Here is a 16,199-nt window from a genome sequence, read left to right on the forward strand (position 1 = left end):
CTTGGTTCAGCAGATCAAAGGGCCTTGACCAGCTCGGGCACGGCCGTGAACAGATCGGCTTCCAGGCCGTAGTCGGCGACGGAGAAGATCGGGGCCTCGGGGTCCTTGTTGATGGCCACGATGACCTTGCTGTCCTTCATGCCAGCCAGGTGCTGGATGGCGCCCGAGATGCCGGCGGCGATGTAGAGCTGCGGCGCGACGATCTTGCCGGTCTGGCCGACCTGCAGGTCGTTGGGCGCGTAACCCGCGTCCACCGCGGCGCGGCTGGCGCCGATGGCGGCGCCCAGCTTGTCGGCCAGCGGGGTCATGACCTCGTTGAACTTCTCGCTCGAGCCCAGGGCACGTCCGCCGGAGACGATGATCTTGGCGGCGGTCAGTTCGGGGCGGTCGTTCTTGGCGATCTCGGAACCGACAAAACTGCTCTTGCCGCTGTCGGCGGCGGCCGCAGCGGTTTCCACCGCAGCGCTGCCGCCGGTGGCGGCCGCAGCGTCAAAACCGGTGGTGCGCACGGTGATGACCTTCTTGGCGTCCGTGCTCTGCACGGTGGCGATGGCGTTGCCGGCGTAGATGGGGCGCTCGAAGGTATCGGCGCTGTCCACCTTGGTGATGTCGGAGATCTGGCCTACGTCCAGCTTGGCGGCTACGCGCGGAGCCACGTTCTTGCCCGCGGCCGTGGCCGGGAACAGGATGTGGCTGTAGTTGCCGGCAATGGCCAGAACCTGGGCGGCCACGTTCTCGGCCAGGCCGTGGGCGAGCTGGGCACCGTCTGCGTGGATGACCTTGCTCACACCGGCGATCTGCGCAGCGGCAGCGGCAGCGGCGGCGGCGTTGTGGCCGGCCACCAGCACGTGGACGTCACCACCGCAGGCCAGCGCCGCGGTCACGGTGTTGAGGGTGGCGCCCTTGATGGACGCGTTGTCGTGTTCGGCAATAACAAGTGCGGTCATTTAGATCACCTTCGCTTCATTCTTGAGTTTTGCGACCAGGGTGGCGACGTCGGGCACCTTGATACCGGCGCTGCGCTTGGGCGGCTCGCTGACCTTGAGGGTCTTGATGCGCGGGGCGACGTTGACGCCCAGATCCTCAGGCTTGAGGATGTCGAGCTGCTTCTTCTTGGCCTTCATGATGTTGGGCAGCGTGACGTAACGCGGCTCGTTCAGGCGCAGGTCGGTGGTGATGACGGCCGGCAGGCTAATGGAGAGTGTCTCCAGGCCGCCGTCCACTTCACGCGTGACCTGGGCCTTGCCATCGGCAACTTCGACCTTGGAGGCGAAAGTGGCTTGCGGCAGGTCGGCCAGCGCGGCCAACATCTGACCGGTCTGGTTGCAATCGTCGTCGATGGCCTGCTTGCCCAGGATGATCAGGCCGGGCTGTTCCTTGTCGACCAGGGCCTTGAGCAGCTTGGCCACGGCCAGGGGTTGCAGTTCCTCGCTGGTCTCGACCAGGATGGCGCGGTCGGCGCCGATGGCCATGGCCGTGCGCAGGGTTTCCTGGCACTGGGTGACGCCGCAGGAGACGGCGATGACCTCGGTCACCACACCCTTCTCCTTCAGGCGCACGGCCTCTTCGACGGCGATCTCGTCAAAGGGGTTCATGCTCATCTTGACGTTCGCAATATCCACACCGGTGTTGTCCGACTTGACACGGACCTTGACGTTGTAGTCGACCACGCGTTTGACGGGGACGAGGACTTTCATGGGAGCCACTCCTGCTGGTTGCAAATTCGTTGCTGGTGATTGACGTGCACGTCAATCGAAGGATTTTAGGCGCACCCACCTGCAACGATGGGCGCTTGCGCGACATAAAAAAGAACGATCGTGCTTTTTTGTGATTATACGCGGAGAAATATGTCGTCTTTCAGGTTTTCATGTGGACGACACGCTGGGGATACGGAATCTCTATCCCCGCCTCGCGCAGGCCCTGCAGGATGGCCTGGTTGATCTCGGACCGCAGGGCCAGCTGGCCATTCTCCGGATCGCTGATCCAGACCGAAAGGGTGAACTCCAGGCCGTCGGGGCCGAAATTGGCCAGGTGCGCGGCCGGCGCAGGATCCGGCAGCACCCGGGCGCTGGCACGGGCGGCAGCCACCAGGATTTCCTGCACCTGCTGCACATCGCTGTCGTAACTGACCGAGACGTTGACCGCCACCTGCACCTTGGGATCGGCCGTGGACAGGTTCTCCACCCGCTGGGTGATGATGAGTTCATTGGGCACCACCGATTCGCGGCCGTTGAGCGCGCGGATCAGGGTGTAGCGTGTCTTGATGTCGGTCACCACGCCCTCGAAGTTGTCGACCCGCACCACGTCGCCGATGCGCAGCGAGCGCTCCAGCAGGATGACAAAACCGCTGACGTAGTTGGCCGCCAGCTTCTGCAAGCCGAAACCCAGGCCCACCCCCAGCGCGCCCCCAAGCACCGAGAGGGCCGTCAGATCCACCCCCACGGCCGAGAGCACGAAGAGCAGGCCCAGCAGCAGCAGGGCGGCGCGAATGGCATTGGCCGCCACCTTGCGCATGGACAGGTCGCCGACGGTCTCGCGCAGGATGCGCTTTTCGATGGTGGCCGAGATCCACAGCACCACCACCAGCATCAGACCCGAAGACAGGACGCCTTCGAGCAGGGTGCGCACACTGATGCGCGATTTGCCGAAGGCGAAGGAGATCGAGTCCAGCTCGGCCAGCACGGCCGGCAGCAGGCCGGTGATCCAGAGCACGGCAGCACCCCAGGCCAGCCAGGACACCAGGCTCTCGATCAGCTTGACCGCGGACGACTCGGGAAAGGAAGCCCCCAGCACGCGCACGAAGAGGCGAATGGCCGCCAGCGAGGTGAAGATGGGCAGGGCCACCTTGAGCACGGCCACCGGCTGGTACAGGGCCACGCCATAGCGCGCGGCATAGATCAGCACCAGGGCCAGCACCGGAAACAACAGGCCGTCGAAGACATGGCGGCCGAACCAGACCGAATCGGTCCCGTGCCCGCGGCGCACATAACGCGCCACGACATAGGCCAGGGCCAGGCAGGCCAGCAGCACCACCACTTCGATCCAGACGCGTGCGCTGCCCAGATCGTGCAGGAGATTTTGGAGTTCGGTCATGGGAAAGGATTTTCACCGAATTGCGCCGGGAACCCGGCCTCACATCAGCTAATCTATGGTCCAACGCACGGAGAATCCCCACCATGTCCCATTCCGCCCCCCTCGCCCGCCGCCAGTTGCTCGGCGCCGTGGCCGCAGCCGCCACGGCCGGCGCCGCGCTCCCGGTCCAGGCTGCCACAAGCCCAGGCCCGGCCGCCGCTGACGGCCCGCCGCACAAGGTCGTCTACCAGATCAACCGGCACGAACCCGAGTACCAGGAAGCCATCCTGAACTCGATCAGTGCCATGCTGAAGAAGTACGTGGACGACGTCACCATTGTCGTCGTGGTCTGGGGCCCGGGCATCCACCTGCTGGCGAAAAAACCCAAGCGCCCGGTGCCCAAAACCCTGCAGCAGCGCGTGCGCGGCATGAGCGAGTCCTATGGCATCGAGTTCATTGCCTGCGGCAACACCATGCACACCATCGGCTGGGAGAAAGAAGACATGCTGGACTTCGCCAGGGTCGAAGAGGTCGGCGCGGCCGCCATCATGGAGTTGCAGGAAAAGGGTTACGCCTATATCGCCTGGTGAATGTGGCCCCCACGGTCACTCACTGCGTGTAACTCCCTGGACGTGTCGCCGCGAGACGCGACGCCTCTTCCGCCTGTCCTGCCTCTTCAGACGTCCGCCAGTGCGCGCAAATGCGCTTCCACGCTGCGCCCCAGGGCGCTGAGGTTGTAGCCGCCTTCCAGGCAGGAGACGATGCGCCCCTTGCTGTAACGGCGCGCCACGTCCTTCATGCGTTCGGTGATCCAGGCGTAATCCGCCTCCACCAGGCCCAGCTGGCCCAGGTCATCCTCGCGGTGCGCATCGAAACCGGCGCTGATGAAGATCATCTCGGGCTTGAAGGCTTCCAAACGCGGCATCCACAGCATCTCGATCAGCTCGCGCACCTCCATGCCCTTGGTATAGGCCGGCACCGGTACATTCACCATGTTGTCGGTATCCGGCCGCGCGCCGCCGTGCGGATAGAAAGGATGCTGGTAGATGCTCACCATCAGGATGCGCCCGTCGTCGGCCACGATGTCCTCGGTGCCGTTGCCGTGGTGCACGTCGAAGTCCACGATGGCCACGCGCTTGAGGCCATGGCGCTCCACCGCATACTTGGCCGCCAGCGCCACATTGTTGATGAAACAGAAACCCATGGCCTTGTCGCGGCAGGCATGGTGGCCCGGCGGTCGGATGGCGCAAAAAGCATTCTCCAGCTCACCGGCCACAACAGCATCGGTGGCTGCCATCGCGGCCCCGGCGCCGCGCAGGATGGCGTTCCAGGAATTCACGTTCATGGCGGTGTCCGGATCGACGTGGGCGTAACTCGGCCCCCCTGCCTCCACCTCTTCACGCAAGGATGCGCTGAGGCCGCGCAGCGCAGCAATGTGCATGCGTCCGTGGGCCAATTCCATCTCCTCGACCGAGGCCAGCGGCGCCTCCAGGCGCGTCAGTGCAAAGTCAAGACCGGACGCCAGCAGGCGGTCCTCGATGGCATCGAGCCGCTCGGGGCACTCGGGATGACCCGACCCCATCTCATGCTTGCGGCAATCACGGTGAGTGAAATATCCGGTCTTGCTCATGACGGCACCCGTCTCCTGGAAAATTCAGTTATGGTCATGCCATGGATGCACAAGCCAAACTCAAATTATTGCTGGATCAGCTTAACACGGTGATCGTGGGGAAACCGGCGCAGGTGCAGGATGGCGTGGCCTGTCTGCTGGCCGGCGGCCACCTGCTGATCGAGGACGCGCCCGGCGTGGGCAAGACCACGCTGGCGCACGCCCTGTCCCGCAGCTTCGGCCTGCAGTTCTCGCGCGTGCAGTTCACCGCCGACCTGATGCCCAGCGACCTGTCGGGCGTTTCCATCTACGACCGCAACCAGAACGCCTTCGTCTTCCACCCCGGCCCCATCTTCGCGCAGGTGCTGCTGGCCGACGAGATCAACCGTGCCAGCCCCAAGGCACAGAGTGCCCTGCTCGAAGCCATGGAGGAAAAGCAGGTCAGCATCGAGGGCGAGACGCGGCCCCTGCCCTCGCCCTTCTTCGTCATCGCCACGCAGAACCCGCAGGAACAGCTGGGCACCCATCCGCTGCCCGAATCGCAGCTGGACCGCTTCCTCATGCGCATTTCGCTGGGCTACCCGGACCGCGCTTCCGAACGCGCGCTGCTCTCCGGCAGCGACCGACGCGAGATGGTGGACCGTCTGCCCGGCCTCCTGAGCTCGCAGGAGCTGAAGACCCTGCAGCAACAGGTGCAGGCCGTGCACGCCGCGCCGCCCCTGCTGGACTATCTGCAGGACCTGATCGCCGCCACCCGCAACGGCCGCTGGTTCGTGCAGGGCCTCTCGCCCCGCGCCGGCCTGGCCGTGCTGCGCGCGGCCAAGGCCCAGGCCCTGCTGAGCGGACGCGACTACGTGGCCCCGGACGACCTGCAGGCCATCCTGCCGCAGACCACGGCCCACCGCCTGGTGCCCGTGGCCAGCGCCGGCCGCGGCCCGCTGGAACAGGTGCGCGCCATGCTGGAAGCCGTGCCCCTGCCCTGAGCGTGCCCGCAGTGACAGATCACGCGCAGCCCCTGCCCAACCCCGTGCTGCGGCCGCTGGCCCATGTGCGCGGGCGCTGGCAACGCTGGTGGCAGGCCCGTCTGCCCCGCAGCGATACGCTCACGCTGACGCAGCGCAACGTCTACATCCTGCCCACGCGCGCCGGCTTCATGCTGGCCGGCACGCTGCTGCTGCTGCTGGTGGCCTCGATCAACTACCAGCTCAACCTGGGTTATCTGCTGACCTTCCTGCTCGGCGGCAGCGCCATTGTCAGCACCTACATCTCGCACGGCACGCTGCGCGGTCTCACGCTGGTGCTGCACCCGGTCGAAGCCCACCACGCCGACGCGCCCAGCAAGCTGCGCATCAGCCTGCACAACAACCGCGCGGCAGCGCGCTACGGCATCGGCCTGCGCATCTACGGGGAAGACCCGCACGCGCCCTGGGTCTGGTGCGACGTGCCCGGCCAGGGCAGCACCGACACCGAGCTGGTGTTGCCCGGCCTGGCGCGCGGCCGGCATGCCGTGCCCATGCTCACGGCCGAAACGCGTTTCCCCCTGGGCATCTTCCGCGTCTGGACGCTGTGGCGCCCGGCCGCCAGCGTGCTGGTCTACCCGCAGGCCGAAGCCTTGCCGCCCGCACTGCCCGAGGGCCAGGCCCACAGCCACGGCGGCAACGCCGCGCGCCATGTGGCCAGCAGCGAATTCGACGGCGTGCGCCCCTACCGCCGCGGCGACCCGCTCAAGAGCATCGTCTGGAAAAAAGCCGCCAAGACCGACGAGCTGGTCAGCCGCGACAGCCTGCAGGCCCAGCACTTCCAGCTCTGGCTGGACCTCTCGAAAACCCAGGGCGCCTCACTGGAACAGCGCCTGTCCCGGCTGTGTGCCTGGGTCCTGCAGTCGGAGGCGCAGGAGCTGGATTACGGCTTGCGTCTACCCGGGCTGGAATTGCCGCCGGAGCAGGGGGAGATGCACAAGCGGAAGTGTCTGGAAGCGTTGGCTTTGTACTGACTTTTCTGTTCTGCCATATAGCCTGGCAGGCGAGGCTTTGCCGGGATGTGCGCCCGGCAGGGCAGCAACTTTCTTTTGCTTCGCCAAAAGAAAGTCACCAAAGAAAAGGCGAGCCGGGTGCGTCGTCCCTCCGCTACGCTGCGGGCACGCTGCGTTGCTCGGCCAGGGCGGGACACGCAGAAACTCGGCTAGCGCCTCAAACATCTGCGCTTCCTTTTCCGCCCCGGCCTGCGCTACTCGCTTCCTCTCACGGCAATGGGAAACCAGATACCAAAACCAAAACCCACAAGGACGCGCCATGGCGCGTCCTTGTTCGGCTGTTATGTCTTCGGCTGTTGGTTCCCGGCTGTCTGGACCCCCATGCCGTGTGGCAGGGCTGAGCAGCGCAGCAGCGGGCGGATCAGGGCGGGCGTTGTCTGAGCGCAGCGAGTTTAGCCCGACCCCGACCGATGCGAGCAGCGCAAGGTACCCCGCAGGGGCCCTGACTTCGGCTCGCCTTTCTTTTGGGTACTTTGCTTTGGCGAAGCAAAGAAAAGTACCTCGCCCGCCAGGGCGAGACCCGGCAAAGCCACGCTTGCTGCAACGCAACGTCAAAAGCAACAAGGCACCCATTAGCATGGAGCCATGCCGCAAAGCCCAACCCAGAGCCAAGCCAGACTCCTGACCCCCGCCCTCCTCGGCTGGATCACCGGCCTGGCCCTGCAACTGCAGCAAAGCGAACTCTGGCCCGCTGCGCCGTACGGTCTGCTGATCGCCACCGCACTCGCGCTGCTCCTTGTGCTCGGAAGACTGCGCCAACAAGCTGCCAGGCTCCTGTTGATCTTCACCAGCGCGGCCTTGCTCGCCCACGCCAGCACGGGCCTGCGCGCCACGCTCTTCCAGCAGCAGGCCCTGGACCCGACGCTGGAAGGCAAAGACATCAACATCACCGGCCGCATCAGCGCCATGCCGCAGTTCGGCGAGAACAGCACGCGTTTTCGCTTCAAGGTGGAAAGCGCCGTACAGAACGGACAGGCCGTGCAGCTGCCACCTCAGCTCTACCTCAGCTGGTACGGCGGCTTCCGCAACGAGGACGGCGCGCTGCTGGAACCCTTGCAGGTGGCCCCGGTGCTGCAGGCCGGCGAACGCTGGTCGTTCACGGTGCGGCTGCGTGCGCCACACGGGGCGCGCAACCCGCACGGCTTCGACTTCGAACTCTGGCTCTGGGAACAGGGCCTGCAGGCCACCGGTTATGTGCGCGCCGGCCCGCGGGACCCGCCACCGCAGCGGCTGGAACAGAGCTGGCAGCATCCCGTCGAGTGGGCGCGCCAGCAGGTGCGTGATGCGATCCAGCAGCGCGCACCCATCGTCACCGGCAGCCCGGAAGAAGAGCAGCAGGCCCGCGCCATGGGCATCGTCGCCGCCCTGGTGACGGGCGACCAGCAGGCCATCACGCGCAGCGACTGGGATGTGTTCCGCGCCACCGGCGTGGCCCATCTGATGAGCATCTCGGGCCTGCACATCACGCTGTTTGCCTGGCTGGCGGCCCTGCTGCTGCGCGGACTCTGGCGCAGTTCGCCGCACCTGTGCCTGGCCTTTCCGGCCCAGCATGCCGGTCTGCTGGGCGGACTGCTGCTGGCCGCCGCTTATGCGCTGTTCAGCGGCTGGGGCGTGCCGGCGCAGCGCACCATCCTGATGCTGGGCACGGTGACGCTGCTGCACCTCTCGGCCCGCCGCTGGCCCTGGCCGCAGCTGTGGCTGTTGACCGCGGTCGTGGTGCTGGTCGCCGACCCCTGGGCTTTGCTGCAAGCCGGCTTCTGGCTGAGCTTCGTGGCCGTGGGCGTGCTGTTTGCCGGCGCCGGCCACGAGACGCTGGATACACCGCGCACGCTGAAGCAGCGTGCCTGGGGCCTGCTACGCGAACAGTGGCTGATCACGCTGGCGCTGGCGCCGCTGACCCTGCTGCTGTTTGGCCAGGTTTCGCTGGTGGGTCTGCTGGCCAATGCGCTGGCCATCCCCTGGGTGACGCTGGGGGTCACGCCGCTGTCCCTGCTGGGCCTGCTGTGGTCGCCACTGTGGAACGCGGCGGCGCAGGCCGTGTCGTGGCTGGGCTGGGTACTGAGCGGCCTGGCGGCGCTGCCGCTGGCCACGCTCTCGGTGGCCCAGGCCCCGCTGTGGGCCGGCATGGCCGGCGTGCTGGGTGGCCTGCTGCTGGTGCTGCGCCTGCCCTGGACCATGCGCCTGGCCGGCCTGCCGCTGCTGCTGCCCGTGCTGCTGTGGCAGCCGCCACGTCCGGCGCCGGGACAGTTCGAGCTGCTCGCGGCCGACATCGGCCAGGGCAATGCCGTGCTGGTGCGCACGACCACGCACGCCCTGCTCTACGACGCCGGGCCGCGCCACGCCAACGACAGCGACGCCGGCCAGCGTGTGCTGGTGCCGCTGCTGCGGACCCTCGATGTACGGCTGGACCGCCTGGTACTGAGCCACCGCGACAGCGACCACACCGGGGGCGCTGCGGCCGTGCTGGCGGCGCAGCCGGGGGCGGACCTGCTGAGCTCGCTGGAGGAGGCGCACGAACTGCACACCCTGCGCCCCAGCCAGCGCTGCGTGGCCGGCCAGGGCTGGGACTGGGATGGTGTGCGCTTTGAAGTCCTGCACCCGCAGGCCGAGGACTACGGCAAGGCCAGGCGCAGCAATGCCCTGTCCTGCGTGCTGCGCATCGGCAATGGCACGCAGACCGTGCTGCTGGCGGGGGATATCGAAAAGGCGCAGGAGGCCCGACTGCTGGCGGATGGCGCCGCGCTGCGCGCCGACTGGCTGCTGGTGCCGCACCACGGCAGCAAGACCTCGAGCACGGCCGCGTTTCTGGACGCGGTGGCCCCGCAGACAGCGCTGGCGCAGGCCGGCTACCGCAACCGCTTCGGCCACCCGGCCCCCGAGGTGGTGGCGCGTTATGCGCAGCGCGACGTGCAGCTGCTCAGTTCGGCGCAATGTGGTGCTGCCCGCTGGCACTCGGAACAGCCCCGGACGACCCGTTGCGAACGTCAGGTCCAGGCACGTTACTGGCAGCATCGCGCCTCGGTCACGCCCTGAAACAGCCGGCATTTGCAAACAGCCGGGGCCGTCAGGTATTTTCTGCGGATAATGGCAGGGACAGGAGTCAGCATGGGTTTGCAGGTGACGGACATCGACCGGGAACTCGATCAGGCCAGATCGGAAGGACCGGTGCGCGACATCGTCATCCCGCCCTGCCCCGAGCTGCTCACCGCCCTGCAGCTGGAGATGCGCCAGACCGATCCCGACCCGGCCGAGATCACGCGCATAGCCGGCAGTGACGTGGCCATGGCCGCGGCCCTGATGCGCATGGCCAACAGCCCCCTGTATTCCCGCGCCCGCCCCGCCAATACCGTGGCCGAAGCCGTGACCATGCTGGGCCTGGGCCAGGCCGCCTCCATCCTGACCGGTTTCCTGGCGCGCAGCACCATCCGCGTCAACTCACCGCTGGTCGAACACTTCTGGGAAACCTCGACCCGCCGCTCGCTGGCCATGGCCTATATCGCCCGCCAGCTCTATGGCGTGGACGCCGACGTGGCGCAGACCTGCGGCCTCTTCATGCACGTGGGCATCCCCATCCTGCTGCAGGGCGTGCGCGGCTACGCCGGCACGCTGGCCGAAGCCATGGCGCGGCAGGACCGCAGTTTCACCGAGACCGAAAACGCCGTGCACCGCACCGACCACGCCGTGGTGGGCGCCATCGTCGCGCGCACCTGGTTCCTGCCGCCGGTGATTGCCTTTGCCATCCGCCTGCACCACGATTTCAGCGTGCTGCGCGTGAGCTCCATTCCGGCCGGGGTGCGCACGCTGGTGGCGCTGGCCGCTGTGGCCGAGCACCTGGTAGCCGATTTCGAAGGGGTCCAGCAGCAACGCGAATGGGAGCGTTTTGGCCCGGCCTGCCTCAGTTATCTGCAGATCGGCGAATCCGAGGTGGACCTCTGGGTCGATACGCTGCACCCGGTATTCGAGGCCGTTGTGCTGGCCTGAGCATCGGCCGACGACTGGCCCTGCGAGCGCGCCGCCGCCACGGCCTGGCCCAGTTCGATCACCGCCAGCGCGTAATAACTGCTCCAGTTGTAGCGTGTGATGGCGTAGAAATTTTCCGTCCCGGCCACGTAACTGGGCGAGTAATCGCCGTTCTGCAACTCCACCAGGGCCAGCGGCCCCGCATGCTGGCGGCCGCCGGCGCCCAGCATGATGCCCCTGGCCTTGAACTGCTCGACCGGGAAGGTCGGTTTGATGTCAGGGGCCAGCAGGGTCGGCATGTCCAGGCGCTCGTAGTCGAAATCCACCGGGTAGTGGGTGGGCATGCCCGGTTGCCAGCGATGCGCCTTGAAATAACTGGCCACCGAGCCGATGGCATCGGCCGCGCTGTCGACCAGGTCGACACGGCCGTCGCCATCGAAATCGACGGCGTAGGCGGCCCAGCTCGAGGGCATGAACTGCGGAATGCCCATGGCCCCGGCATAACTGCCGCGCGCCTTGAAAGGATCAGTACCGGCCTGCTGGCTCAGTTGGAGGAAGGCCCCGAGTTCGGCACGGAAAAAGGCCGTGCGCTGGGCCGCGCGGGGGTGCTCGGCGGGGAAGTCGAAGGCCAGGGTCGCCAGGGCATCCAGCACGCGGTAACGGCCGAGGTGGCGTCCGTAGTAGGTCTCCACGCCGATGATGCCGATGATGATCTCGGCCGGCACACCATAGGTGCTGCTGGCGCGTTCCAGCAGTTCGCCATGGGCCTGCCAGTAGGCGACACCCGCCTGGATGCGCTCGGTTTCCAGAAAGCGGCTGCGGTACTGCTGCCAGTTCCGGGGCAGGGTGACGGGCGGCGGCGTGATCAGTTTCACCACCTGCGGCACGTGGCGGGCCTTGCCCAGGGTGCGACGGACCCACTTGCGATCCAGGCCGTGGCGTTCGGCGATCTCGTCCGCCAGCGCCATGGCCTCGGGACGAGCGGCATAGGACGGACCGCTGCCTTCGATCAGGGCGACAGCCGTGTTCTGCACGCGCTTGAGGCGGGCCTTCTGGGTCGCCGTGGCCTGTACCGGCAAGGCGCAGGCCAGCAGGAACAGCAGGGCCGTCAGCAGCGGGGGGAAAATCAAACGTCGATTGCTCACTTGGGCCAGCTCAGTTCTTTCAGTTCGCGTCGCAAGGCCGCCAGGTCACCCGCTGCGTTGCGCCCATCGCGCGACGCATAACGTCGTTGCTCATAACGCTGCAACCAGGCCTGGATGGCCTGCACCCGATTGTCCTTGGGATCGTGGGTTTGCGCCAGTCGCTGCGCCATCTCGCGTGGCGTCACTGCCGCACCCAGGGGCAGGCCGGCCTGCAGCAGCCGGCTGCGCACGCGCTCGTACAGGCGCTGCCACGGGTCCTGGCGCCGGCGCTCCCAGCGTGTCCAGGCCGCCCCGGCCAGGCTGGCCGTGACCAGGACACCCAGCAGCAGGTAACCCAGGTCTTCCCAGCTCGGCGCCTCGAAACCCAGTGCGCGCAGGAGGTTGAGCTGGCGGCTCTGCGTGTAGTTCAGCACCCGCTGGTTCCAGGCATTGTTGACCGCCTCCCACAGGGCTCGCACGCCCTGCATCAGGTTGGGGCTGACCACCGTGCCCACCGCTGTGGCAATGGCCCCGCGTGGTGCCACCAGGCGCTGCAGGGAACCGATGCGCCCGGGCGAGACCGCTGCCGTCGGGTCGACCCGCAACCAGCCCTGGCCGGCCAGCCAGACTTCGGTCCAGGCATGGGCATCGCTCTGGCGTACCACCCAGAAATTATCAACGGTGTTGCGCTCGCCGCCCTGGTAGCCGGTGACGATGCGCGCCGGGATGCCCGCGGCGCGCATCACCACGACGAAGGCCGAGGCCAGGTGCTCGCAGAAACCCAGCTTGCGGTCGAACCAGAACTCGTCTGCCGTGTGCTGGCCGTATTCGCCAGGCTCCAGGGTATAGGTGTAGCCCCCTGTGCGCAGATGGTTCAGGACGCGGTTGATCAGCGCCACCGGGTCGTTGCCGGTTTCACGGCTGAGCTCCATCGCCCACTGCAGGGTGCGCGGGTTGAAACCGCGCGGCAAGCTCGTGTAGTCCTGCAGGCTGGCCAGCATGCGCTGCGGGCCATGGCGGAATTCGGTATGGCTCTGCGCCCGGTAGCGCAGCAGGTCGTTGACGGGGCTGCTGGCGCGCCACTGCAACTCCTCGCTCATGCGCGCCACCAGATCGCCCGGCAGCTCGGGCGCAACGGCGGTAGCGTCCAGCATGAGCAACCAGGGACGGTTATGAGGCTCCAGCGTGACCTCGTAGCGCAGCGGCGCACCGCGCACCTGCAGGTCGGCGCGTGGCTGCATGGACGGCGGGAAGCTGGCCTGCAGGGGCGCCCATTCACGCCCGTCGAAGGTGGAGAGCACCGGCCCGCGGAAATACAGCGTGCCCTGCAGCGGCGGCGGTGTGCCGTCTTCGAAGCGCAGGCGCAGGGCCACGCTGTCGTCCAGCGCCAGGCTGGCGATGTTGCCCACCTGCATGCGCTGCGACAGGCCGCTGCGCCCGCTCAGGGCGTCGCCCGGTGTGCCCCACAGCGGCGACAGGCGCGGGAAGAGCAGGAACAGCAGCACCATGATGGGTGCGCCCAGCAGCGTCATGCGGGTGGCCATGCGCGCCGACTGCCACAGCGAGGGCCGGCCCGCCGGCATGTGGCTGTTGACCAGCGCGGTCAGCAGGCCCATCAGCCCCAGCAGCATGGCCGCGGCCGTGGGCAGGGACTGCGAGTAGAAGAAATTCGTCAGCATCGTGAAGAAGCCGAGGAAAAAGACCACGAAGGCATCGCGCCGCGCGCGCAGCTCCAGGGTCTTGAGCGCCAGCAGCACCACGATCAGCGTCACCCCGGCGTCACGCCCCAGCAGGGTGCGGTGCGTGAGCCAGGTCGCGCCCACGGTGAGCACCAGGGCCGCCAGCAGCCACCAGCGGCCCGGCAGCGGACGCAGGGTGAAGGCCAGCCAGCCACGCCAGAGCAGCATGCCCGCGGCCATGGCGCTGCACCACCAGGGCAGGTGGGCGGCGTGCGGCAGCAGCACCCAGGCGATCACGGCCAGCAGGAACAGGGTGTCGCGGCTGTCGCGCGGAAGATTGGCAAACGGGTTCGTCATGCGTGCAATTCATGTGGGCGGCAGACCCGGCAACAACAATAACCGACAATGACGCGCTTTGCTTTCATCCCCCTGGAGTCCCCATGAGCATCAACGACAAACTCAAGCAGCTCGGCATCACCCTGCCCCCGGTGGCCACACCGGCTGCCGCCTATGTTCCCTATGTGCAGACCGGCAAGCTGGTCTTCCTGAGCGGCCACATCGCCAAGAAAGACGGCAAGCCCTGGGTCGGCCAGTTCGGCAAGACCATGAGCACCGAAGAAGGCAAGGCCGCGGCGCGTGCCGTGGCCATCGACCTCATGGGCACGTTGCAGGCGGCCGTGGGTGATCTCCAGCGCGTCAAGCGCATCGTCAAGCTCATGTCCCTGGTCAATTCCACACCGGACTACACCGAGCAGCACCTGGTGACCAATGGCGCCAGCGAACTGCTGGGCCAGGTCTTCGGCGACAAGGGCGCGCACGCACGCAGCGCCTTTGGCGTGGCGCAGATTCCGCTGGGTGCCTGTGTGGAGATCGAGCTGATCGCCGAGGTGGACTGAAAACACCAGGGGCCTGTTTAGCAGGCCCCGGGGGTGGACGGTCAGACGACAGTCAGAAGGTTTCCCAGTCCTCGTCGCTGCCCGCCTTGGCCGGGGCAGCAGAGGCTGCCGGCCGGGCAGGCGGCAAGGCCGCCGATGCCTTGGCGGGTGCCAAGCGGGCTGGCGTTGCCCTGGGTGCCGTGGGCGCAGGACGCGACAGGGCGACTGGCGGTGGCGCGCTCATGTACTGCGCGGCACGCTGCGGAGGCATCGCCGCATGGCCCGCCAGCTTGAACACCGCCACGGCCTGGGCCAGCTGGTCGGCCTGTTCGCGCAGGCTTTGGGCAGCGGCAGCGCTTTGCTCCACCAGGGCTGCGTTCTGCTGGGTCATCTGGTCGAGGTTGGCGATCGAGGTGTTGACCTGGGCGATGCCGGTGCTCTGCTCGCCGGCGGCAGCGGTGATCTCGCTGATCACGTCGGCCACGCGACGCACCGACTGCACGATCTCGTTCATGGTGTCGCCGGCCTGGCTGACCAGCCGGGCGCCCGAGTCCACCTTCTGCACCGAAGTGTTGATCAGCGCCTTGATCTCCTTGGCCGCTTCGGCGCTGCGTCCGGCCAGCGAGCGCACCTCGCCGGCCACCACGGCAAAACCCCGACCCTGCTCGCCGGCCCGCGCCGCTTCCACTGCGGCGTTGAGCGCCAGGATGTTGGTCTGGAAGGCGATGCCGTCGATCACGCCGATGATGTCGGAAATCTTCTTGCTGCTGGCATTGATCTCGCCCATGGTGCTCACCACCTCCTGCACCACGGTGCCGCCCTTCTGGGCCACGGTGGAGGCGCTGGAGGCCAGCTGGGAGGCCTGGCGCGCGTTGTCCGCGCTGTGGGAGACCGTGCTGGTGAGCTGCTCCATGGCCGAGGCCGTGGACTGCAGGTCGCTGGAGGTCTGTTCGGTGCGCACCGAGAGGTCGTGGTTGCCGGTGGCGATTTCGGCGCTGGCGGTGGCGATGCTGTCGGTGCTCTGGCGCACCTGCTGCACCATCTGCGCCAGCGACTCGTTCATGCGCGCCAGGGATTTCATGAGGTCGCCGAACTCGTCACCGCGCGTGGTGTCGATGCTGGCACTCAGGTCGCCCTGGGCGATACGCGAGGCCAGCTCGTTGGCCTCGCGCAGGGGCTCGCGGATGGAGCGGATCAGCACCGTCGCCCCGGCCAGGATGGCCGCCAGGATGAGGGCGACGGCAATGCCCGCGATCCTGATGGTGAGACCCCGGGCGCGGGCAACTTCTTCCGTGTAGCTCTTTTCGGCGCGCTCCTCCAGTTCCACCAGTTCGCGCAGGGTGCCCACGTAGGCGTTGACCGCCGGCGTGTACTGCTCGTTCACGATTTTCTGGGCACCTTCGCTGTCGCCGCCGGCCTTGGCCTTCTGCGCCAGGTTGCGCACGTCGATCATGGACTTGCGGTGGCCGGCGATCTTGTCCATCTGCGCCTTTTCCTCGGCGCTCAGTTCCATGGCTTCGATGGATTGCTGCACCTTGGAGATGCGGGCCGTGGTGGTCTTGATGTCTTCGGCGAGGCGGCTTTCGACGCCCGGGTCGAAGGTCAGGATCATGGCCACCGTGCGCGCTGCATTGGCCTCGGTCAGGCCGGCCCAGCTGCTGGCCAGGTTGACCCGGCTGTTGAGCGCGCGCAGGGTGGTTTCGCTCTCCGCTTGCAGACGGGCCGAACGCACGGCCGCGAAAGCGATCAGGACGGTGAGGGAAATGATGATGACGGCGACACCCAGCCAGAGCTTGGTCGCCACGTGCATGTTTCTGAAATTCATCGCGATATCCTGATGGATGATCG

13 protein-coding genes are annotated in these 16,199 nt (G+C 67.2%); 6 read left to right on the forward strand and 7 right to left on the reverse strand.

All coding sequences use genetic code 11. The features are described 5' to 3' along the window. Positions 1–14: 14 nt before the first annotated feature. The 3 genes from HTY51_RS10160 to HTY51_RS10170 all read right to left on the reverse strand — a co-directional run bounded on the left by HTY51_RS10160 (position 15) and on the right by HTY51_RS10170 (position 3,093). Positions 15–947 carry an electron transfer flavoprotein subunit alpha/FixB family protein gene (locus tag HTY51_RS10160; RefSeq protein WP_174252630.1) on the reverse strand — a complete coding sequence of 311 codons (933 nt, stop codon included), beginning with the start codon at positions 945–947 and terminating at the stop codon, positions 15–17. Next, positions 948–1,697 (reverse strand): electron transfer flavoprotein subunit beta/FixA family protein, encoded by a 750-nt coding sequence (locus tag HTY51_RS10165; protein WP_174252631.1) that lies wholly within the window; start codon positions 1,695–1,697, stop codon positions 948–950. A gap of 160 nt (positions 1,698–1,857) precedes the next feature. After that, on the reverse strand, positions 1,858–3,093 hold the full coding sequence (locus tag HTY51_RS10170) for a mechanosensitive ion channel family protein (protein WP_174252632.1): 1,236 nt from the start codon (positions 3,091–3,093) through the stop codon (positions 1,858–1,860). Between the two features lie 83 nt (positions 3,094–3,176). Here HTY51_RS10170 and HTY51_RS10175 point away from each other — a divergent pair, with 83 nt between their 5' ends. Beyond that, complete coding sequence (locus tag HTY51_RS10175; protein WP_174252633.1) at positions 3,177–3,662, forward strand: DsrE family protein; 486 nt, start codon at positions 3,177–3,179, stop codon at positions 3,660–3,662. Positions 3,663–3,748: 86 nt separating this feature from the next. Here the strand turns inward: HTY51_RS10175 and HTY51_RS10180 are convergent, their stop codons facing one another. Then, positions 3,749–4,702, reverse strand: a complete 954-nt coding sequence (locus HTY51_RS10180) for a histone deacetylase family protein (protein ID WP_174252634.1) — start codon at positions 4,700–4,702, stop codon at positions 3,749–3,751. 41 nt (positions 4,703–4,743) lie between these two features. Between HTY51_RS10180 and HTY51_RS10185 the strand changes: the two genes are divergently transcribed. The 4 genes from HTY51_RS10185 to HTY51_RS10200 all read left to right on the forward strand — a co-directional run bounded on the left by HTY51_RS10185 (position 4,744) and on the right by HTY51_RS10200 (position 10,694). Continuing rightward, entirely contained in the window at positions 4,744–5,664 is a 921-nt protein-coding gene (locus HTY51_RS10185) for a MoxR family ATPase (protein WP_174252635.1), read from the forward strand. Positions 5,665–5,666: 2 nt separating this feature from the next. Continuing rightward, positions 5,667–6,674, forward strand: coding sequence for a DUF58 domain-containing protein (locus HTY51_RS10190; RefSeq protein ID WP_254606853.1), 1,008 nt, complete (start codon positions 5,667–5,669; stop codon positions 6,672–6,674). A 624-nt stretch (positions 6,675–7,298) separates the two neighbouring features. After that, positions 7,299–9,746 (forward strand): DNA internalization-related competence protein ComEC/Rec2, encoded by a 2,448-nt coding sequence (locus HTY51_RS10195; RefSeq protein ID WP_174252636.1) that lies wholly within the window; start codon positions 7,299–7,301, stop codon positions 9,744–9,746. Positions 9,747–9,818: 72 nt separating this feature from the next. Continuing rightward, the gene (locus tag HTY51_RS10200; RefSeq protein ID WP_174252637.1) at positions 9,819–10,694 is read left to right on the forward strand and encodes an HDOD domain-containing protein; all 876 of its coding nucleotides are present in this window, start codon (positions 9,819–9,821) and stop codon (positions 10,692–10,694) included. Here the strand turns inward: HTY51_RS10200 and mltB are convergent. After that, positions 10,613–11,800, reverse strand: a complete 1,188-nt coding sequence (gene mltB / locus HTY51_RS10205) for a lytic murein transglycosylase B (protein ID WP_254607061.1) — start codon at positions 11,798–11,800, stop codon at positions 10,613–10,615. The genes HTY51_RS10200 and mltB overlap by 82 nt on opposite strands. Positions 11,801–11,814: 14 nt before the next feature. After that, positions 11,815–13,833 (reverse strand): DUF3488 and transglutaminase-like domain-containing protein, encoded by a 2,019-nt coding sequence (locus HTY51_RS10210; RefSeq protein WP_174252638.1) that lies wholly within the window; start codon positions 13,831–13,833, stop codon positions 11,815–11,817. Positions 13,834–13,916: 83 nt separating this feature from the next. On the opposite strand from HTY51_RS10210, the gene HTY51_RS10215 reads away from it, so the two are divergent. Next, positions 13,917–14,372, forward strand: a complete 456-nt coding sequence (locus tag HTY51_RS10215; protein WP_174252639.1) for a RidA family protein — start codon at positions 13,917–13,919, stop codon at positions 14,370–14,372. A 52-nt stretch (positions 14,373–14,424) separates the two neighbouring features. Here HTY51_RS10215 and HTY51_RS10220 read toward each other — a convergent pair whose 3' ends face one another. Then, complete coding sequence (locus tag HTY51_RS10220) at positions 14,425–16,176, reverse strand: methyl-accepting chemotaxis protein (protein ID WP_174252640.1); 1,752 nt, start codon at positions 16,174–16,176, stop codon at positions 14,425–14,427. Between the last annotated feature and the right edge of the window lie 23 nt (positions 16,177–16,199).

It is taken from the genome of Rhodoferax sp. BAB1 (genome assembly GCF_013334205.1).
Lineage (GTDB): Bacteria > Pseudomonadota > Gammaproteobacteria > Burkholderiales > Burkholderiaceae_C > Hylemonella.